The organism is Burkholderia sp. SIMBA_062, assembly GCF_046534765.1.
GTDB lineage: Bacteria > Pseudomonadota > Gammaproteobacteria > Burkholderiales > Burkholderiaceae > Burkholderia > Burkholderia ambifaria.
In genome coordinates this window covers 55940-76418 of sequence record NZ_JAWRYD010000024.1, presented here as the reverse complement: position 1 = coordinate 76418, position 20479 = coordinate 55940, and the positions used below count along the sequence as shown (strand labels likewise).

Genomic DNA, 20479 nt, shown 5'->3' with positions numbered 1-20479 from the left:
GCCTGCTTCGCGACGGCCATTCTTCCAACATCTGAAACTGGACTCCACATGCCCGCGTTGCCCAATGCTTCCCGTCGTCAGGCCCTGAAGATCCTCGCAGGCGCGCCCATGCTGCCCCTCTCCGGCCTCGCGCTGCCGGCCCTGCTGACCGGTTGCGGCGGCGACGACAATCCGACGGCGACGCCGGCCGCTGCCGCATACACGTCGGCGGCATTCTCGGCGATGGCCGCGCCCTCGCTCGACAACGCGGCCGCGATGGCCACGACGACGGTCGGCTCGACGCTGTCGGTGTCGTTCTCGGATGGCTCCTCGCGCAACTTCAAGCTGGCGTACCGGCCGTTCTTCGTGACGGGCGACATGGTGCCGGACGGCAAGGGCGGCACGACGCTCGCGGGCGGCTACTACGACATCAACAACCAGCCGATCATCGACCGCTCGGTGGCCGGCAAGGAGCGCCAGTTCTATTCGGACTGCCCGGACGGCAGCTCGCTGCTGACGCTGAAGAACGCGAACGTCGCCGGCGTGAAGGGCAACACCGTGTTCGCGGTCGTGCAGTTCGAATACACGACGCGCGACCAGGCGAGCGCATCGCAGTACGGCCAGTTGCCGTCGCCGATCGCGGTGATCACGCTCGATCAGGATCCGTCCAGCGGCGCGCTGAAGGTCGTCAAGTATCACAACGTCGATACGTCGAGCGCGCACGGCCTGTGGATCACCTGCGGCGCGAGCCTGTCGCCGTGGGGCACGCACCTGTCGAGCGAGGAATACGAGCCGGACGCGACGAAGGCCGCGACCGATGCGCAATTCAAGGCATTCAGCAAGAACACGTTCGGCGACGAGACGAAGGCGAACCCCTATCACTACGGCCACCTGCCCGAGATCACGGTGAACCCGGACGGCACCGGCACGGTGAAGAAACACTACTGTCTCGGCCGCATCTCGCACGAGCTGATCCAGGTGATGCCGGACCAGCGCACCGTGATGATGGGTGACGACGCCACCAACGGCGGCCTGTTCATGTTCGTCGCCGACAAGGCGGCCGACCTATCGGCCGGCACGCTGTACGTCGCAAAGTGGACGCAGACGTCGTCCGCCGGCGCCGGCAGCGCGACGCTGACGTGGATCAGGATCGGCCACGCGACGAGCAGCGAGATCGAGACGCTCGCGAACACGCTGAAGGCGTCGGACATCATGGACCTGACGACGACCGACCCGAACGACGCGAGCTACACGAAGATCCACTTCGGCGGCAAATTCAACTGGATGCGCGTGAAGCCCGGGATGGAAAAGGCGGCCGCGTTCCTCGAGACGCACCGCTATGCGGCGCTGCTCGGCGGCAGCATGGCGTTCACGAAGCTCGAAGGCACGACGGTGAACGCGAAGGACAAGATCGTCTACACGGCGATGTCGCGGATCGAGACGTCGATGGTCAAGGGCAACGCGGCGTCGCACGACGTCGCGGTGGACAAGAAGATCGCCGCGGGCGCCGTCTATGCGCTGAACCTGAAGGCCGGCCAGCGCGACACGTCGGGCGGCGCGATCGACAGCGAATGGGTGCCGGTCGACATGAGCGCGCCGGCTGCGCTCGTCGGCGAGGACCTCGCCACGGCCGACGCGCTCGGCAACCTCGCGAATCCGGACAAGATCGCGAACGCCGACAACCTGAAGTTCTCCGAAAAGCTGCGCACGCTCTTCATCGGCGAAGACTCGGGCATGCACGTCAACAACTTCCTGTGGGCGTACAACGTCGACACGAAGTCGCTCGCGCGCGTGCTGTCGTGCCCGGCCGGCGCCGAATCGACGGGCCTGCACGCGGTCGACGAGATCAACGGCTGGACCTACATCATGAGCAACTTCCAGCACGTGGGGGACTGGGAAACGCCGCTGCACGACAAGGTCAAGTCGACGCTCGACCCGCTCGTGCGCGCGAACTACAAGGACCGCTTCGGCGCCAGCGTCGGCTACCTGACGGCCGAGCCGACCAGCATCAAGCTCGCGAAGGCCTGAGCGGCCGGGGGCCGTGACCGGGGCCTCCCTAACTGGGCCTCCCTAAGCGGGCCTCCCCTCTTCATCACGTTTCATTCGTCGGCGCTCCACGCCGGTTCATGCGCGATGCCCATTGCGGGCGTCGCGCTTTTTTTGCGCGATCTTGTTCGATCGTAGCAATGGCAACGCGCTGGACGCGGTAAGCCCGTCGCATTCGCAGGAGCGCCGCTCCGTTTCGCTGTCGAGCACCCATTCGTCGCCGACGATCGCGCGCAGATCGCAGGCGATAGCCTCGCGGCACCGCACGATTGACGAATCGACATCCGGCATCTTCACGCTTCGGCTGTCCTTTGTCGCTCCGGCGGTGCAACACGGCCTCCGTCACTGACGCCACTCGCCGCACGGCTCACATCGGGCATCAGAGGTCGCCATCCTCCCAGGAACAACTTAATCGTTATGAAACGGCCTGCGCCCGCCGGGCCGCATCGACCCGGCAGACGATTCAGAACAATTCATGCGACTGCCCATGTTGCTTCGCCTATGCTCGAACACCACTCGCGCGCACTTCGCTCCGATGGCGCGTCGTCCGAACCGGAATGGGAACCGACACATGTCCACCACTACGCCTTCGATCGTTCACCACACCGTCACTGCGAACGGCATTCGACAACATTTCATCGATGCGGGCAGCGGGCCTGTCGTGGTCCTGCTGCACGGTTTCCCGGAAACCAGCTTCGCATGGCGCTTCCAGATTCCCGTCCTGGCACAACGCTACCGCGTAATCGTGCCCGACCTGCGCGGCTACGGCGAAACCGACAAGCCGGCCGCCGGCTACGACAAGCGCAACATGGCCCGCGATCTCGTCGCATTGCTCGACACGCTTGGCGTCGGCCGAATCGCGCTGGTCGGGCACGATCGCGGCGCACGCGTCGCGACCCGCTTCGCGAAGGACTTCCCCGAGCGCCTCGAGCGCCTTGTCGTGATGGACAACGTGCCGACCCGCATCGTCGCGCAGAACATGACAGCCCAGACGGCACGCGCGTACTGGTTCTTCCTGTTTCATCAGGTAGCGGACCTGCCCGAAGCACTGATCGCCGGCAAGGAAGCCGAGTGGCTCAGCTACTTCTTCTCCGACTGGTGCTACAACCCGCACGCCATTTCCGGCGAAGCGTTCGACACGTATGTCCGGGCCTATCGTCGTCCCGGCGCCGTACGTGGCGCACTCGCCGACTATCGCGCGAACGCGGAAGACGTCAAACAGGATCTCGCCGACGCCGACGTGAAGATCGCGTGCCCGACCATGGCGATCTGGGGTGAGGATTTCTACGCGGTCGGCAAGATGTTCGACATGAAATCCGTGTGGGAAAGCATGGCGACACATCTTCGGGCCGAGCCCATCGCGCAATGCGGCCACCTTCCGCAGGAAGAACAGCCGGAACGCGTCAACGCGCTGCTGCTCGATTTCCTGAAGAGCTGGGAAGGTTGAATCCGCAGCGCACCGGCATCGAGTCAGCAGGAAATTGGACGCACGGTACGCGCGGTCAACTGGCTAACAGGAGCACTTCATGAATGACGTATCGAGTCCGCGGGCACTCGTGATCGGCGGATCGGTAGGCGGACTCTTCACGGCAACCGCGCTGCGTGCGGCAGGATGGCGCGTCAGCGTGTTCGAACAGTCGCCAAGCGAGCTCGATAGCCGCGGCGGGGGCATCGTCCTGCAGCCCCCGATCGTCCGCGCGTTCGCATTCGGCGGGGTACCGATGCCGGGCGATACCGGCGTGGATTCGACCGACCGGATCTATCTTGACGAAGGTGACCGGATCGTGCAGCAAATGCGCGCGCCGCAAACCCAGCCTGCGTGGAACGTGATCTATACCGCGCTGAAGCGCGCACTGCCAGCGGGCGTCGTCCATGCAGGCGAAACGTTCGCGCGACTCGATTCCAATGGCGCGTGCGTAACCGCGCATTTCGCGAGCGGCCGGGTAGAACACGCGGATCTGCTCGTCGGCGCGGATGGCGGGCGCTCCAGCGTGCGCGCGCAACTGCTGCCCGATACGCACCCCGCCTATGCGGGCTACGTTGCGTGGCGCGGGCTCGTCGACGAACATGACCTGCCCGATCAGGTACTTCGCGTGCTGCGCAACCGCTTTACGTTTCAGCAGGGTGACGCACATCTCTTCCTGACCTACCTGGTACCAGGCCGCGACGGCACCGTCGAGCCCGGCAAACGGCGCGTGAACTGGGTGTGGTACCGGCGTCTCTCGTACGACAAGCTACCTGAACTGTTTCTTTCCCGGGACGGCACACAGCGAGACGGATCGCTGCCGCCCGGTGCAATGCGCGACGACAATCGGTCGGAACTTGTCGACGCGGGCCGCAACCTGCTCGCACCGACGCTCGCCGCGCTCGTCAACGCAACGCACGCGCCGTTCGCACAGGCAATTCAGGATCTTGTCGTCGAGCGAATGGTGTTCGGCCGCGCGGTATTGCTTGGCGACGCGGCTTGCCTTGTCCGCCCACATACCGCCGCTGGCGTAGCAAAGGCGGCGGACAATGCGGTTGGACTCGCCGAAGCGATGCAGGCTTTCGCGCGAGGCACGGCGTTCGACGCCGCATTGTCGCGTTGGGAACTCGATCAGCAGAAGATCAACGCTTCGCTATCGGCGCTCGGTATTTCACTGGGTACGCGCATCATGGGATCTACGTGACCATCTTGGCAAGCCGCGCCTCTCGTCGCCGAGGCCTGCGTGGAACAGACGTAGACGACCACGTTCGCGAGCTCTTCGAGCGTGGACGGCCGCCTCAGGATCGAACTGCGCCGATGCCCGCGCGCACGAATCCGTGCCGAACTGTTCGACCGACTGCCACATTCTGCTCAATCCACGATTTCGAGGCGTCAGGCCAACACCCGCAGGCCCGCAGCTCGGTAAGCGACTTCACCAACGCCAAGCTATCGAGGAGCAAGATACGATAGCCAAATAACCAAAGATGGTGCGTCGAACATCAACTTTCCGCGATGCGGCATACTTTCGTGTTTCTGAAGCCGCTCTTCTGCTTTGCTGCAGACTTTGATGTGCGCCGATAGACGGGCAAAAAAAAGCGCCACGGAGACCGTGGCGCTAAAAAAGTTCTAGCCATTCCGAGGGCCGTGCTAGAACCTGAGAGACTGCGCGAAACACCGTTGCCGGTTAAACTCCTGAAACGATGTTTCGAAAACGTGAGACATTCTTTCCGTTTCCGCCCGACAAGTCAAGCGGTATTTGCACCGGCTCCCGCACTTTCCGGCAAGGGTCATTTGAGAACTTTCCTAATAAACCAAGGGTGAACCCGTAAAATCCCATACGATGAACGATTCGCCCAAGGAACATGCATCTTTTGACAATCGTCTTACGATACCAACAAAATTGAAATCGAGTTTCGGAAATAGAGAGAATTCCTCGTGTCGACATCTGTAACGCCTCCCGCGCCCCGGGACCGCGAATCGTCGCCGGACGAGATCACCGCGCTCGCGCGCGGCCTCGCCGTGCTGCGCCGCATCGCGGCCGCCGATGCCCCCGTCAGCAACCGCGAGCTGACCGAATTGACGGGCATCCCGAAGCCGACCGTGTCGCGCATCACGGCGACGCTCGTCAGCGCCGGCTTCCTGTTCCAGTTGCCCGACAGCGAGCGCTTCGTGCTGACCGCGTCGGTGCTGGAGCTGAGCCACGGCTTCCTGCGCAACTTCGATATCCGCGCGCGCTCGCGGCCGTTCATGATCGAACTCGCCGAGCGCACGTCGCTGTCGGTGCACCTCGCGGTGCGCGACAGGCTCGACATGGTCGCGATCGACGTGATCCGGCCGCGCTCGGCCGTGCTCGTCACGCGCCTCGAGATCGGCTCGCGGATGGATATCGCGCGTACGGCCGTGGGCCGCGCGTATCTCGCCGCCCTCGAGGACGACGAGCGCCGCCTGCTGCTCGAGTCGCTGCGCACCACCGCCGGCGACGACTGGCCGCACGTGTCCTCCCGCCTGACGCCCGCACTCGACGAAGCGATGCGCGATGGCCATGCGATCGCGATCGGCGAATGGCGCGAAGGGCTGAACGCGGTCGCGGCCGGCTTCGTCGGCCCGTCGGGCCAGCGCTATTCGGTGAATTGCGGCGGCGCGTCGCACCAGTGCCCGCCCGAATGGCTGCAGGAACACGTGGTGCCCGCGCTGCAGGAATGCATCGCGAAAATCACGCGCGAGATCGGCGGCGCACCGGCCCGGCGCGTCGGCGTGTAATCGTTTCGTCATCGCCGAGTCGCGTTCTGTAACGACCGTAACCCGTTGAAAGATAGACCGCTGGACTGTAACGGGGACGGCACGTAGGATCATGCCCATCGTCGCGCCGCATTCGCGGTGCGCGCCGCTCTTTCCCGCGCGGACCGCAAGGGCCGGACCGAGCCGGCCCTCGCGGCATCGCATGCCCACGCGCCGCACCACGCCCGTTTTCCGGCACGCCGCGCCGTCTTCCTGACAGAACACGATGGACAACCAACAAAAGCCCACGCCCCCTTCGAAGGATCCCGCCTCCCCTGCCGCCCGTCGCCCGCGCCGCACGCTGCTGATCGGGACGCTCGCAGTCGTCGTCATCGGCGGCCTGCTGTGGTGGCACCCGTGGAGCCGTACGCCGGCCGGCACGCAGGCAGCCGGCAGCGCGGCCTCCGGCGCGAGCGCCGGCAGCGGCCATCGCGGCCGCGGCGGCCCGGCCGCGATGGCGAACATTCCGCAGCCCGTGTCGGTCGCGACCGCGACGCAAGGCGAGATGCCGATCGTGCTGTCCGCGCTCGGCACCGTGACGCCGCTCGCGAACGTGACGGTCAAGACGCAGTTGTCGGGCTATCTGCAGTCCGTCGCATTCCAGGAAGGCCAGTTCGTCAAGAAGGGCGACCTGCTCGCGCAGATCGATCCGCGTCCGTACCAGGTCGCGCTCGAAAACGCCGAAGGCACGCACGCCCGCGACGCAGCCTTGCTCGCGACGGCCCGCCTCGACCTGAAGCGCTACCAGACACTGCTGTCGCAGGACTCGATCGCGTCGCAGACGGTCGACACGCAGGCGTCGCTCGTCAAGCAATACGAAGGAACGGTGAAGACCGATCAGGCGGCGATCGATTCCGCGAAGCTGAACCTCACGTACGCACGCATCACGGCGCCGGTGTCGGGCCGCGTCGGCCTGCGCCAGGTCGACCCCGGCAACTACGTGACGGCGGGCGACACGAACGGGATCGTCGTGATCACGCAGATGCAGCCGATGAGCGTGATCTTCACGACGTCGGAAGACAACCTGTCGCGGATTCTCAAACAGGTGAACGCGGGCAGGAAACTGTCGGTCACCGCGTACAACCGCAACAACACGGTGCCGCTCGAGACGGGTTCGCTCGAAACGCTCGACAACCAGATCGACACGAGCACCGGCACGGTCAAGCTGCGCGCGACGTTCGATAACAAGGAAGGCCTGCTGTTCCCGAATCAGTTCGTGAACACGCGCCTGCTCGTCGACGTGCTGCGCAATGCGACGATCGTGCCGACGGCCGCCGTGCTGACCGGCTCGATCGGCCAGTTCGTGTACATCGTGAAACCCGACAACACGGTGACGGTGCGCAAGGTCACGATCGGCCCGGTCGACGGCGAACGCACCAGCATCGTCAGCGGCGTCGCGCTGGGCGAGCGCGTGGTCACCGACGGCTCCGACCGGCTGCGCGAAGGCGCGAAGATCACGATCCCGGCCGACAAGCCGAAAGGCGCGTCGGGCGCGCACGGCGCCGGCGCGGCGTCCGGTGCATCGGGCGCATCGGGTGCGGCCGGCCACCGCGGCGGACACAAGCACGGCGCGTCGCAGGCCGCGGCCCCCGCGGCCCAGTAACGCGCGGGCCGCTCGATGAATCCATCCCGCCTCTTCATTCTCCGGCCGGTCGGCACCGCCCTCCTGATGGCGGCGATCATGCTGGCCGGTCTCGTCGCGCTGCGCTTCCTGCCGCTCGCCGCACTGCCCGAAGTCGACTACCCGACGATCCAGGTCCAGACCTTCTATCCGGGCGCGAGCCCCGAGGTGATGACGTCGTCGGTCACCGCACCGCTCGAGCGGCAATTCGGGCAGATGCCGTCGCTGAACCAGATGTCGTCGCAAAGCTCGGCCGGCGCGTCGGTGATCACGCTGCAGTTCTCGCTCGACCTGCCGCTCGACATCGCCGAACAGGAAGTCCAGGCCGCGATCAACGCGGCCGGCAACCTGCTGCCGTCCGACCTGCCGGCGCCGCCGATCTACGCGAAGGTCAACCCGGCCGACGCGCCGGTGCTGACGCTCGCCATCACGTCGAAAACCTTGCCGCTCACGCAGGTGCAGGACCTGACCGATACGCGCGTCGCGATGAAGATCTCGCAGATCGCCGGCGTCGGTCTCGTCAGCCTGTCGGGCGGCAACCGGCCGGCCGTGCGGATCCAGGCGAATCCGACCGCGCTCGCGCAGTACGGGATGAACCTCGACGACCTGCGCACGACGATCTCGAACCTGAACGTGAACACGCCGAAGGGCAACTTCGACGGCCCGACGCGCGCGTACACGATCAACGCCAACGACCAGCTCACCAGCGCCGACCAGTACAACTCCGCGGTCGTCGCGTACAAGAGCGGCCGCCCGGTGATGCTGACCGACGTCGCGAAGGTGGTCGCCGGCTCGGAGAACACCAAGCTCGGCGCGTGGGTAAACTCGGAACCCGCGATCATCCTGAACGTGCAGCGCCAGCCGGGCGCGAACGTGATCGCGACCGTCGACGCGATCAAGGCGCAACTGCCGAAGCTGCAGGAGACGCTGCCCGCGGCGCTCGACGTGCAGGTCGTCACCGACCGCACGACGATGATCCGCGCCGCCGTGCGCGACGTGCAGTTCGAGTTGCTGCTCGCGGTCGCGCTGGTCGTGCTGGTGATGTACCTGTTCCTCGCGAACGTCTACGCGACGATCATCCCGAGCCTGTCGGTGCCGCTGTCGCTGATCGGCACGCTTGCGGTGATGTACATGGCCGGCTTCTCGCTGAACAACCTGTCGCTGATGGCGCTCACCATCGCGACCGGCTTCGTCGTCGACGACGCGATCGTGATGATCGAGAACATCGCACGCTACGTCGAGGAAGGCCACACGAGCCTCGAGGCCGCGCTGAAGGGGTCGAGGCAGATCGGCTTCACGATCATCTCGCTGACGGTGTCGCTGATCGCGGTGCTGATCCCGCTGCTGTTCATGGGCGACGTGGTCGGCCGCCTGTTCCACGAATTCGCGATCACGCTCGCGGTGACGATCGTGATCTCGGCGATCGTGTCGCTCACGCTCGTGCCGATGATGTGCGCGAAGCTCCTGCGCCATTCGCCGCCGCCGGAAAGCCACCGCTTCGAGGCGCGCGTGCATCGCGTGATCGACGCGGTTATCGCTCGCTACGCGGTCGCGCTCGAATGGGTGCTGAACCGCCAGGGCTCGACGCTCGTCGTCGCGCTGCTGACGCTCGCGCTGACCGCCCTGCTCTACGTGTACGTGCCGAAGGGCTTCTTCCCCGCGCAGGATACCGGCGTGATCCAGGGGATCACGCAGGCGCCGCAGTCGATCTCGTACGGCGCGATGGCCGAACGCCAGCAGGCGCTCGCGGCCGAGATCCTGAAGGACCCGAACGTCGAGAGCCTCACGTCGTTCATCGGCGTCGACGGCAGCAACATCACGCTGAACAGCGGCCGGATGCTGATCAACCTGAAGGCGCGCGACAACCGCTCCGAGCCGGCCGCGCAGATCATCCGCGAGCTGCAGCAGCGCGTCGCGAACGTGACCGGCATCACGCTGTTCATGCAGTCGGTGCAGGATCTGACGATCGACTCGACCGTGAGCCCGACGCAGTACCAGTTCATGCTGACGAGCCCGAACCCCGACGAGTTCTCGACCTGGGTGCCGAAGCTCGTCACGCGGCTGCAGAAGGAGCCGTCGCTCGCCGACGTCGCGACCGACCTGCAGAGCAACGGCCAGTCGGTGTACATCGAGATCGACCGCGCCAGCGCCGCGCGCTTCGGCATCACGCCGGCGACCGTCGACAACGCGCTGTACGACGCGTTCGGCCAGCGCATCGTGTCGACGATCTTCACGCAGTCGAACCAGTACCGCGTGATTCTCGAGTCGGAGCCGAAGGAGCAGCATTACGCCGAATCGCTGAACGACATCTACCTGCCGTCCGCCGGCGGCGGCCAGGTGCCGCTGTCGTCGATCGCGTCGTTCCACGAACGGCCGTCACCGCTGCTCGTCGCGCACCTGTCGCAGTTCCCGTCGACGACGATCTCGTTCAACCTCGCACCGGGCGCGTCGCTCGGCGAGGCCGTGAAGGCGATCGGCGCCGCCGAGAAGGACATCGGCCTGCCCGGCTCGTTCCAGACGCGCTTCCAGGGCGCGGCGCTCGCGTTCCAGGCGTCGCTGTCGAACCAGCTGTTCCTGATCCTCGCGGCGATCGTCACGATGTACATCGTGCTCGGCGTGCTGTACGAGAGCTACATCCATCCGATCACGATCCTGTCGACGCTGCCGTCGGCCGGCGTCGGCGCGCTGCTCGCGCTGATGATGACCGGGCACGACCTCGACATCATCGGGATCATCGGGATCGTGCTGCTGATCGGCATCGTGAAGAAGAACGCGATCATGATGATCGACTTCGCGCTCGAGGCCGAACGGGTCGAAGGCAAGCCGCCGCGCGAGGCGATCTACCAGGCGTGCCTGCTGCGCTTCCGGCCGATCCTGATGACGACGCTCGCCGCCCTGCTCGGCGCGGTGCCGCTGATCGTCGGCGCGGGCGCGGGCTCCGAGCTGCGCCAGCCGCTCGGGATCGCGATCGCCGGCGGCCTGATCGTGTCGCAGGTGCTGACGCTGTTCACGACGCCGGTGATCTATCTCGGCTTCGACAGCCTCGCGCGCCGCGTGCGCGGCTGGTTCGAGCGGCACGGGCCGGGCGCCGGCGCCGGCACGCACCCGGATGCGTAAGCGATGAACCTGTCGCGCCCCTTCATCACCCGCCCCGTCGCGACGACGCTGCTCGCGCTCGGCGTCGCGCTCGCCGGCCTGTTCGCGTTCATCAAGCTGCCGGTGTCGCCGCTGCCGCAGGTCGACTTCCCGACCATCTCGGTGCAGGCGTCGCTGCCCGGCGCGAGCCCCGAGACCGTCGCGACCAGCGTGACGAGCCCGCTCGAGCGGCACTTGGGCTCGATCGCCGACGTCAGCGAAATGACGTCGACCAGCACGGTCGGCAACGCGCGGATCATCCTGCAGTTCGGGCTGAACCGCGACATCGACGGCGCCGCGCGCGACGTGCAGGCCGCGATCAACGCGGCGCGCGCCGACCTGCCCGCGTCGCTGAAGAGCAACCCGACGTACCGCAAGGTCAACCCGGCCGACTCGCCGATCATGATCGTGTCGCTCACGTCGGAAACGTCGTCGCCCGCGAAGCTGTACGACGCCGCGTCGACGGTGCTGCAGCAGTCGCTGTCGCAGATCGACGGGATCGGCCAGGTGTCGGTGAGCGGTTCCGCGAACCCGGCCGTGCGCGTCGAGCTCGAACCGCATGCGCTGTTCCACTACGGGATCGGCCTCGAGGACGTGCGGGCCGCGCTCGCGTCCGCGAACGCGAACAGCCCGAAGGGCGCGATCGAATTCGGCCCGAAGCACTACCAGCTCTATACGAACGACCAGGCCTCGCATGCGTCGCAGTACAGCGACCTGGTCGTCGCGTACCGCAACGGCGCGGCCGTGCGGCTGTCCGACCTGTCCGAGGTCGTCGACTCGGTCGAGGACCTGCGCAACCTCGGCCTGTCGAACGGCAAGCGCGCGGTGCTCGTGATCCTCTACCGCTCGCCCGGCGCGAACATCATCGAGACGATCGATCGCGTGCGCACCGCGCTGCCGCAGCTCACCGCGTCGCTGCCGGCCGACATCACGGTGACGCCGGTGCTCGACCGTTCGACGACGATCCGCGCGTCGCTGAAGGACACCGAGCACACGCTGCTGATCGCGATCAGCCTGGTCGTGATGGTCGTGTTCCTGTTCCTGCGCAACTGGCGCGCGACGCTGATTCCGAGCGTCGCGGTGCCGATCTCGATCATCGGCACGTTCGGCGCGATGTACCTGCTCGGCTTCTCGATCGACAATCTGTCGCTGATGGCGCTGATCGTCGCGACCGGCTTCGTCGTCGACGATGCGATCGTCGTGCTCGAGAACATCACGCGTCACATCGAGAACGGCAAGCCGCGGCTGCAGGCCGCGTTCGACGGCGCGCGCGAGGTCGGTTTCACGGTCCTGTCGATGAGCATCTCGCTCGTCGCGGTGTTCCTGCCGATCCTGCTGATGGGCGGCATCGTCGGGCGCCTGTTCCGCGAATTCGCGCTGACGCTGTCGCTCGCGATCGCGGTATCGCTCGCGGTATCGCTGACGCTCACGCCGATGATGTGCGCGCGGCTGCTGCGCGAGCCGCACGACGCGCACGAGGAAGGCCGCGTCGGCCGATTCCTGGAGCGCTTCTTCACGCGGATGCAGCGCGGCTATGAGCGCTCGCTGTCGTGGGCGCTGCGCCGCCCGCTGCTGGTCCTGCTGATCCTGTTCGCGACGATCGGGCTGAATGTCTATCTGTACATCATCGTGCCGAAGGGCTTTTTTCCGCAGCAGGACACCGGGCTGATGGTCGGCGGCATTCGGGCCGACCAGTCCACGTCGTTCCAGGCCATGAAGCAGAAGTTCACCGAGATGATGCGGATCGTGCAGAGCAACCCGAACGTGCAGAGCGCCGCGGGCTTTACCGGCGGCACGCAGACCAATTCGGGCTTCATGTTCGTCACGCTGAAGGACCGCACCGAGCGCAAGCTGTCGGCCGACGAGGTGATCCAGCAACTGCGCAAGCCGCTGGCGGATGTGGCCGGCGCGAGCACGTTCCTGCAGGCTGCGCAGGACATCCGCGTCGGCGGCCGGCAGAGCAACGCGCAATACCAGTTCACGCTGCTCGGCGATTCGAGCGCCGACCTGTACAAGTGGGGGCCGCTGCTGACCGAGGCGCTACAGAAGCGTTCCGAGCTGACCGACGTCAACTCCGACCAGCAGCAAGGCGGCCTGGAGGCGATGGTGACGATCGATCGCGCGACCGCCGCGCGGCTCGGCATCAAGCCCGCGCAGATCGACAACACGCTGTACGACGCGTTCGGCCAGCGCCAGGTCTCGACGATCTACAACCCGCTGAACCAGTACCACGTCGTGATGGAAGTCGCGCCGAAATACTGGCAGAGCCCGCAAATGCTGAACGAAGTGTGGATCAGCACGTCGGGCGGCAGCGCGAACGGCTCGCAGTCGACCAACGCGGCGGCCGGCACCTTCGTCGCGACCTCGGCCGGCACGTCGAGCGCCGGCACGGCCGCCACCAGCGCCGCGGCGATCGCGTCCGATTCCGCGCGCAACCAGGCGTTGAACTCGATCGCGTCGACCGGCAAGTCGAGCGCGTCGTCGGGCGCGGCGGTGTCGACGTCGAAGTCGACGATGATCCCGCTGTCCGCGATCGCGACCTTCGGCCCGAGCACGACGCCGCTGTCGGTCAACCACCAGGGCCTCTTCGTCGCGACGACGATCTCGTTCAACCTGCCGCCGGGCGTGTCGCTGTCGCAGGCGACCCAGGCGATCTACCAGACCATGGCGCAGATCGGCGTGCCGCCGACGATCGTCGGCAGCTTCCAGGGCACCGCGCAGGCGTTCCAGCAATCGCTGAACAACCAGCCGCTCCTGATCCTCGCGGCACTGCTGGCCGTCTACATCGTGCTCGGGATCCTGTACGAGAGCTACATCCACCCGATCACGATCCTGTCGACGCTGCCGTCGGCAGGCGTCGGCGCACTGCTCGCGCTGCTGCTGTTCAAGACGGAGTTCAGCATCATCGCGCTGATCGGCGTGATCCTGCTGATCGGCATCGTGAAGAAGAACGCGATCATGATGGTCGACTTCGCGATCGACCAGACGCGCAACGGCCACAAGTCGTCGTTCGATGCGATCCACGAGGCGTGCCTGCTGCGCTTCCGGCCGATCATGATGACGACGATGGCGGCGCTTCTCGGCGCGCTGCCGCTCGCGTTCGGCCATGGCGACGGCGCCGAGCTGCGCGCGCCGCTCGGGATCGCGATCGCCGGCGGCCTGATCATGTCGCAGGTGCTGACGCTGTATACGACGCCGGTCGTCTATCTGTACATGGACCGGCTGCGCGTGTGGGGAGAGAAGCGCCGCAACCGTCGCGGCAATTCGGGCGGGCCGGCGGTAGCCGGTGAGTGAGGGGGAGCGACGCGGCGTTGGCATATCGCGGTTGTGCGGACCGGGATCGTCGCTTCGATTCCGGTCCGTTGCGTTTACGGTGACGGCGGACACCCGGTGCGAACCGTTATCGCCCTGTCATGTGCTTGCGTCGATCTTCGAAACGGACGTGGTGGCAGCGCATGCCGCCACTTGAGAGGTCTCCATTCTTCCGTAAGGCCAATATCGCGATGGCTGACAAGATTTCCGCACTATTCGACCCATTCGGCAATTTCCATGACTGGTATATCGACGGTATCTCGACCGAGGGCAGCGTCGGCTTGGGCGTTCCCGATACTTTCATCCTGAGCGCGCACGACGGGCGAAGCCGTGCAAGGCTCACCTTCGAAGGCGTCACCCGGCTTGGGTTCGAGGCAGGGGGATTATTGAATATCGTGAATGCGTTGGAGGTGGTGCTGCCGGGCACGGAGGCATACGCGAAAGCGGACGCGCTGCTTTCTCGCTCCGCTCACGGAGAGCGTCACGGCCAACACGTCGTCTATCTGTATTCGACGCTTGGCGTAGAGTTGGCCGTCGAATTCGACCGGCTACGTATCGACTGATCGACGCGCGCGGCGGCTCGACTTCTTCGAGCGCGACGGCGCGATTTCGACGCAACACGGCCCGCGTTCGAGCGCCGGCACCCGGCATCGCGCACGCCGTCATCCATGTCGTGCGAGGTCGTACAGATCCTGTGCATTGCGCGCATAGCGGCGCGGCGCCATCCCCGACCAGCGATGGAACGCGCGCGCGAACGCCTTTTCCGACGTGTAGCCGACCCGCTCGGCGATCTCGATCAGCCGCAGCTTGCCGTGCGCGAGCTCGCCGCTCGCCAGGTACATCCGGTAGGCAGTCAGGTGACCGATCGGCGTCTCGCCGACCAGCTCCGCGAAACGCGCGCAAAAACGCGAGCGCGACATGCCGGCCTCGGCCGCGAGACTCGCGAGCTGCCAGTCGCGGCGCGGGTCGCGGTGCATCAGCGCCATCGCGCGGCCGATCTGCACATCGGTCAAGCCGCGCAGCCAGCCTGTGTGATTCGCCGACGACTGCAGGTGCGCGCGCAGCAACTGCACGAACAGCACGTCGGCCAGACGTGTCGCCGCGACGGCCCAGCCGGGCTGGCACGCCATCGATTCCTCGATGAAGCTCTGCAGCGTGCTCGCGAGCCACGGCGCGACGGCCGCGTCGTTCGCGCGCACGTGAATCAGCGGCGGCAGCACGGAGAACAGCGGGCTGCGCACGATATCGCGATAAATGACGATCCCGGTATAGAGGTCGCTCGTCGCGCCGCCGCCGCCCGCGACGAATTCGAGCGGCGTGTCGAAGCGCGGCCGAATACCCTTGTCCGCCATCAGCGTATCGAACGGCACCGGCGGCTCGTCGAGCGACGATGCCATCACGTGCTCGTCGCCGTGCGGCAGCAGCACGAAGTCGCCCGGCTCGACGTGCACGGGCGCGGCCCCCGCGACCACCAGGAAGAACGGGCTGCCCGCACAGGTGCGAAACGGTGCGCCCGCGACGGCCGGCTTGCGGATCGCCCACGGCGCGCTCAGCGTGAAGCGCCCGGTGACGACCGCATCGGCCCGCAGGTCGGTCAGCACGTCGCTGAGAAGATCGGTCGTCATCGTCGGAGTCTCCGTGGTGCGCGTCGCGGCTCAGAAGCGCTGCTGGATGCCCGCCATCACGCCGACCTGGTTCTGGCCGGCGCCGACGGTGCCGCCGGCCGCCACCGCCGACGTGCCGAGTGCGCTGTTCGTCATGTAGCCGACGGACGTATAGACCATCGTACGCTTGGACAGACTGCAGTTCGCCCGCGCGACCAACAGGTTCGAGTCGAAGCGGCCGCGCAGCAGGTAGCGCACCGCCTGTGCGTCGAATGATAGCGCCGGCGTTGCCTGCACCGTGCCGCCCGCGAAGAAGATGTCCGACTGGCTGTGCGCCGCGGCCGCCGTGTTGCGGCGGATCCAGCCCGCGCCGAGTTTCGCGATGCCGAATTTCACGTACGCGTCGACGATCGTGCGCGTGTCCGTATAGCCGGGGCTCGACAGCGGCGCCGACGCGCCCGCGCCGCCATGCATCACGTCATACGAAGCGGCCGCGCCGAACTGCGCCGCGTCGTACGCCACCATCATCGTGTACTGGCGGCAGGCGACCGGGTCGCCCGCCAGGTTGCCCGCGCAATGGGTCGCCGACGGGCCGGCCGGGCCCGCGTCGTCGCGCCCGGTGCTGTAGGTGCCGCCCAGCGTCACGCCGCCGAAGCGGCCGAGATACCCGAGCGCGTTGTCGCTGCGCGCGTTCGGCAGGTAGCTGTCGAAGCTCGCCATCGAATGGATCGACGGGCCGATCACGTCGGCATTGAGCAGCACCCGCATCGACATGTTCATCTGCCGCCCCAGCGTGAGCGCGCCGTACGGCGACTCGATGCCGACGTTCGCCTGCCTGCCGAACAGGCGGCCGCCGTAGTTCAGCGCCCCCGAGTTCGGCGCGAAGCCGTTCTCGAGCACGAAGAACGCGCGATAGCCGGCGCCGAGCTCCTCGACGCCGCGCAACCCGAAGCGCGACGGCACTTCACCGGTCAGCGACGGCATGCCGGCGACCGTGCCGCCACCCGCCGCGTTGTTGTAGTACTGGACGCCGGTGTCGACGATGCCGTACAGCGTCACGCTGCCCTGCGCATGCGCGCCCGGCGACGCGGCGGCAGCCGCGAACAAAACGGCCGTCGCGGCCGTGCGGAAGGTTTTCATGGAAGTCTCCAGACCGGTCGTGTAGTTATGCTTGATATCGACCGGCGGCGCACGGGCACCGCCGGTCTTGGGGGGAACCCTGGAATCGCTCAGATCGCGAGCGGCGTGGCGAACGGCATCGAGCGCGGCCGCTCGCCGGTCCCGCGCCAGATCGCATCGGCGACGGCCGGCGCGACGGGCGGCAGCGCGACTTCGCCGCAGCCTTGCGGATCACGATCGCTGTCGACGATCACGACGTCGATCTTCGGCATCGCGGCCAGACCGAGCAGCGGATAGTCGGCGAAATTGCGCTGCACGACCGCGCCGTGCTCGAACGTGATCTCGCTCCTGAACGTATTGGTCAGCGCGAAACCGACACCGCCTTCGACCATCTCGCGAATCAGCAGCGGATTGATCGCGCGGCCGCAGTCGATCCCGCACACGATCCGCTCGAGCTTCACCTGGCCGCCCGTCACCCGCACGTCGGCGATCGCCGCGACGTAGGTGCGGAACGCGCCACCGCGCCCCGTGTACAGCGAATACGCGACGCCGCGCGACACGCCGGCCGGCGCGCGGCCGAACCAGTTCGCGTGCGCGGCCGTCGCGTCGAGCACGCGCAGCGCGAGCGGGTCGTGCTTCAGCAGCGCGCGCCGGTAGCCCACGGGGTCGGCACGTACGGTGTGCGCGAGCTCGTTCACGAAACTCTCGAGGAAAAACACCGTCGACGTGCTGCCGACGCTGCGCATGAAGCTGACCGGAATCGGCTGCATCACCGTGACCGAATCGACCAGCAGGTTCGGCACGTCGTAGCAAAGGTCGTACAGGCCGTCGAGCATCGTCTCGTCCCAGCCACCCGCCTTCTCGTAGCGGTCGCGCTTGATCGCCGCATACAGCGAGTGGCCGGCGACGCGCGCATGCAGCGCGACCGGCAGCCCGTCGCTGCCGAGCGCCGCGCGCAACCGCGCGGACGCGCACGGCCGATAAAAGCCGTGACGGATGTCGTCCTCGCGCGAACGGATCACCTTCACGGGCCGGCCGAGCGCCTTCGATGCGACGGCCGCGTGCACGACGAAATCGGGCACGTACTTGCGGCCGAAGCTGCCGCCGAGAAACGTCGTGTTGACGATCACGCGCTCGGCCGGCACGTTGAACAGCGCCGACAGCGTCCAGCGCACCTTGTCCTGCCCCTGGATCGGCCCCCACACCTCGATCTCACCCGCCCGCACGTGCACGGTCGCGTTGACGGGTTCCATCGTCGCGTGAACGATGTACGGCGTGTGGTAGTCGGCTTCGACGATCGTGCCGGCCTCGGCGAGCCGGCGCGCGGGCTCGCCGATCGTCGTCGCGACCACCGCGTGCTCGGCCTGCAGCGCGGCCTTGCGCTGCGCGAGGATCGTCGCGCTGTCGAACGCCGGTGTCGTGCCGGCGTCCCACGCGATGTCCGCCGCGTCGCACGCCTTCTTCGCCTGCCAGTAGGTGTGCGCGACGACGATCACCGCGTCCTTCGCGAGCACGACGTCCACGACGCCCGGCATCGCGCGCAGCGCGTCGCGGTTCCGCACGGCGCTCGGCCGCCCGTTCAGCGTCGGCGCCATCGTCAGTGCGCCGACCAGCATGCCGGGCACCTGCACGTCGATGCCGAAGATCGCGCTGCCGTCGACCTTCGCGGGCACGTCGAGCTTGTGCAGCGCACGCCCGATCAACGTATGCGCGGATTGCGGCTTCAAACGCGGCTGCGGATCGGGCGGCAGCGCCGCGGCGGCGTCGACGAGCGCGCCATACGACAGCGAGCGTCCGCTCGCCGCATGAATGACGCGGCCGTCGCGCGTCACGCACTGCGTGTCGCGCACGCCGAGCCGTGCGGCACCGGCCCGCAGCAACGCCCAGCGCGCCTGCGCGCCCGCGATGCGCAGCCGCGTGTAGAACATCGTCGCCGACATCGACGCGCCGACGAACTGCTGCGGCGCCTCGTTCGCGGCGTCGATCCGGTACGCATCGCGCCCCGTGACGAACTCGACCGTTACGCTGCGCCAATCGGCATCCATCTCGTCGGCAAGCACCTGCGGCAGCCCCGTGTAGACACCCTGCCCGACTTCCGCCTGCGACAGGCCGATGATCGTCCTGCCGTCGGCGTCGATGCGCACCCAGTCGTTGATCTCGCGAAAGCGACGCGCGCCGTCGCCGGCCGCATGCACGACGTCGCCGATCGCCAGCGGCAGCAGCAGGCTGCCCGCCAGCGCGACGCCGCCTTTGAGGAACACGCGCCGCGACGCGTTCGGCGCATGCCGCGCCCGCCGCGCGTCAGCCGGCCGCGACATGGATCGCCTCGCGAATGCGTTGATAGGTCGCGCAGCGGCACAGGTTCGTGACGGCCTGGTCGATCTGCGCGTCGGTCGGCTTGCGATGCTGCGCGAGCAGCGCGGCGGTGGCCATCACCATCCCCGACTGGCAGTAGCCGCACTGCGGCACGTCTTTCTCGATCCACGCGCGCTGCACCGGGTGCGAGCGATCGTGCGACAGCCCTTCGATCGTCGTGACCGAGCGGCCCGCGACGCTCGCGGCCGGCAGCACGCATGAACGCGCGGCTTCGCCGTCGAGATGGACGGTGCAGGCGCCGCATGCGCCGATGCCGCAGCCGTATTTGGTGCCGGTGAGGCGGGCCGAGTCGCGAATGACCCACAGCAGCGGCGTATCCGGATCGCCGCCGAAATCGAACGGCTGGCCGTTCAGCGTGAAGCGCATGGTCTGTCTCCCTGTCGCGCATCGCCGGCTCGTCATCCGGCGGATGGCGGCGATGCTTGACAGAGATTCTTGGCGGCGCAAAAAGCCGCGCCAATGACCTTTGCTCCCGAAAAAGTAGCCGATCGTCCAGATCGTTTCAGCCGACGATTCACACCTGGGCCGCCGCGGCTGCGCATTCGTGCGGGCTCCGGCTTGCACGCCGGCCGCGATCGACTATCGTGTGTCCATGCCCATCCTCTCCCCCGTTCCCTGGGGACCTGCCATGAACGTCCAGCTGAACCATACGATCGTCTGGTGTCGCGACAAGCACGCGTCGAGCCGCTTCCTCACCGAGCTTCTGGAGCTGCCGGCGCCGACGCCGTTCGGCCCGATGCTGGTCGTCCCGCTCGCGAACGGCGTGTCGCTCGATTTTTACGAAAAGAAGGGAGAGATTGCGGCTCAGCACTACGCATTCCTGACCGACGAGGCCGGCTTCGATCGCGTGTACGCGCGCATTCTCGAGCGCGGACTGCCGCACTGGGCCGATCCGGCGAAGCGGCAGGCCGGTGACATCTACCGCCATCACGGCGGGCGCGGCGTGTATTTCGACGATCCGGACGGTCACTTCCTCGAAGTGATGACGCAGCCGTACGTGCTGAACGGATGACGGGACGCGTCGGCCGGCGTTGCACCGGCCGA

Annotated in this window: 14 protein-coding genes; 9 read left to right on the top strand and 5 right to left on the bottom strand. The window is 67.0% G+C overall.

Annotated features, from left to right (window positions below):
• The first annotated feature begins 48 nt into the window (after positions 1–48).
• Complete coding sequence (locus SB786_RS24370; protein ID WP_410729715.1) at positions 49–2007, top strand: PhoX family protein; 1959 nt, start codon at positions 49–51, stop codon at positions 2005–2007.
• A 96-nt stretch (positions 2008–2103) separates the two neighbouring features.
• Here SB786_RS24370 and SB786_RS24365 read toward each other — a convergent pair whose 3' ends face one another.
• Positions 2104–2322 carry a hypothetical protein gene (locus tag SB786_RS24365; protein WP_410729714.1) on the bottom strand — a complete coding sequence of 73 codons (219 nt, stop codon included), beginning with the start codon at positions 2320–2322 and terminating at the stop codon, positions 2104–2106.
• 274 nt (positions 2323–2596) lie between these two features.
• On the opposite strand from SB786_RS24365, the gene SB786_RS24360 reads away from it, so the two are divergent.
• From SB786_RS24360 to SB786_RS24330, 7 genes are all read left to right on the top strand, one after another.
• Positions 2597–3472: an alpha/beta fold hydrolase gene (locus SB786_RS24360; protein WP_410729713.1), complete on the top strand. Its 876-nt coding sequence runs from the start codon at positions 2597–2599 to the stop codon at positions 3470–3472.
• Positions 3473–3551: 79 nt separating this feature from the next.
• The gene (locus SB786_RS24355) at positions 3552–4694 is read left to right on the top strand and encodes an FAD binding domain-containing protein (RefSeq protein ID WP_410729712.1); all 1143 of its coding nucleotides are present in this window, start codon (positions 3552–3554) and stop codon (positions 4692–4694) included.
• A gap of 731 nt (positions 4695–5425) precedes the next feature.
• Positions 5426–6250 (top strand): IclR family transcriptional regulator, encoded by an 825-nt coding sequence (locus tag SB786_RS24350; RefSeq protein WP_410729711.1) that lies wholly within the window; start codon positions 5426–5428, stop codon positions 6248–6250.
• 244 nt (positions 6251–6494) lie between these two features.
• Positions 6495–7871, top strand: coding sequence for an MdtA/MuxA family multidrug efflux RND transporter periplasmic adaptor subunit (locus SB786_RS24345; protein ID WP_410729710.1), 1377 nt, complete (start codon positions 6495–6497; stop codon positions 7869–7871).
• Between the two features lie 15 nt (positions 7872–7886).
• Complete coding sequence (locus tag SB786_RS24340) at positions 7887–11006, top strand: MdtB/MuxB family multidrug efflux RND transporter permease subunit (protein WP_410729709.1); 3120 nt, start codon at positions 7887–7889, stop codon at positions 11004–11006.
• Between the two features lie 3 nt (positions 11007–11009).
• The gene (locus SB786_RS24335; protein WP_410729708.1) at positions 11010–14318 is read left to right on the top strand and encodes an efflux RND transporter permease subunit; all 3309 of its coding nucleotides are present in this window, start codon (positions 11010–11012) and stop codon (positions 14316–14318) included.
• 209 nt (positions 14319–14527) lie between these two features.
• Positions 14528–14899, top strand: coding sequence for a hypothetical protein (locus SB786_RS24330; RefSeq protein ID WP_006758315.1), 372 nt, complete (start codon positions 14528–14530; stop codon positions 14897–14899).
• A 99-nt stretch (positions 14900–14998) separates the two neighbouring features.
• Here SB786_RS24330 and SB786_RS24325 read toward each other — a convergent pair whose 3' ends face one another.
• The 4 genes from SB786_RS24325 to SB786_RS24310 all read right to left on the bottom strand — a co-directional run bounded on the left by SB786_RS24325 (position 14999) and on the right by SB786_RS24310 (position 19801).
• Positions 14999–15961 (bottom strand): AraC family transcriptional regulator, encoded by a 963-nt coding sequence (locus SB786_RS24325; RefSeq protein ID WP_410729707.1) that lies wholly within the window; start codon positions 15959–15961, stop codon positions 14999–15001.
• Between the two features lie 30 nt (positions 15962–15991).
• Positions 15992–17080 (bottom strand): porin, encoded by a 1089-nt coding sequence (locus SB786_RS24320; RefSeq protein ID WP_410729706.1) that lies wholly within the window; start codon positions 17078–17080, stop codon positions 15992–15994.
• An 89-nt stretch (positions 17081–17169) separates the two neighbouring features.
• Positions 17170–19377 carry a molybdopterin cofactor-binding domain-containing protein gene (locus SB786_RS24315; protein WP_410729705.1) on the bottom strand — a complete coding sequence of 736 codons (2208 nt, stop codon included), beginning with the start codon at positions 19375–19377 and terminating at the stop codon, positions 17170–17172.
• On the bottom strand, positions 19361–19801 hold the full coding sequence (locus SB786_RS24310; RefSeq protein ID WP_410729704.1) for a (2Fe-2S)-binding protein: 441 nt from the start codon (positions 19799–19801) through the stop codon (positions 19361–19363). Before SB786_RS24310 ends, SB786_RS24315 begins: the two co-directional genes overlap by 17 nt.
• 262 nt (positions 19802–20063) lie before the next feature.
• Between SB786_RS24310 and SB786_RS24305 the strand changes: the two genes are divergently transcribed.
• Positions 20064–20447 carry a VOC family protein gene (locus SB786_RS24305; RefSeq protein WP_410729703.1) on the top strand — a complete coding sequence of 128 codons (384 nt, stop codon included), beginning with the start codon at positions 20064–20066 and terminating at the stop codon, positions 20445–20447.
• Positions 20448–20479: the final 32 nt, after the last annotated feature.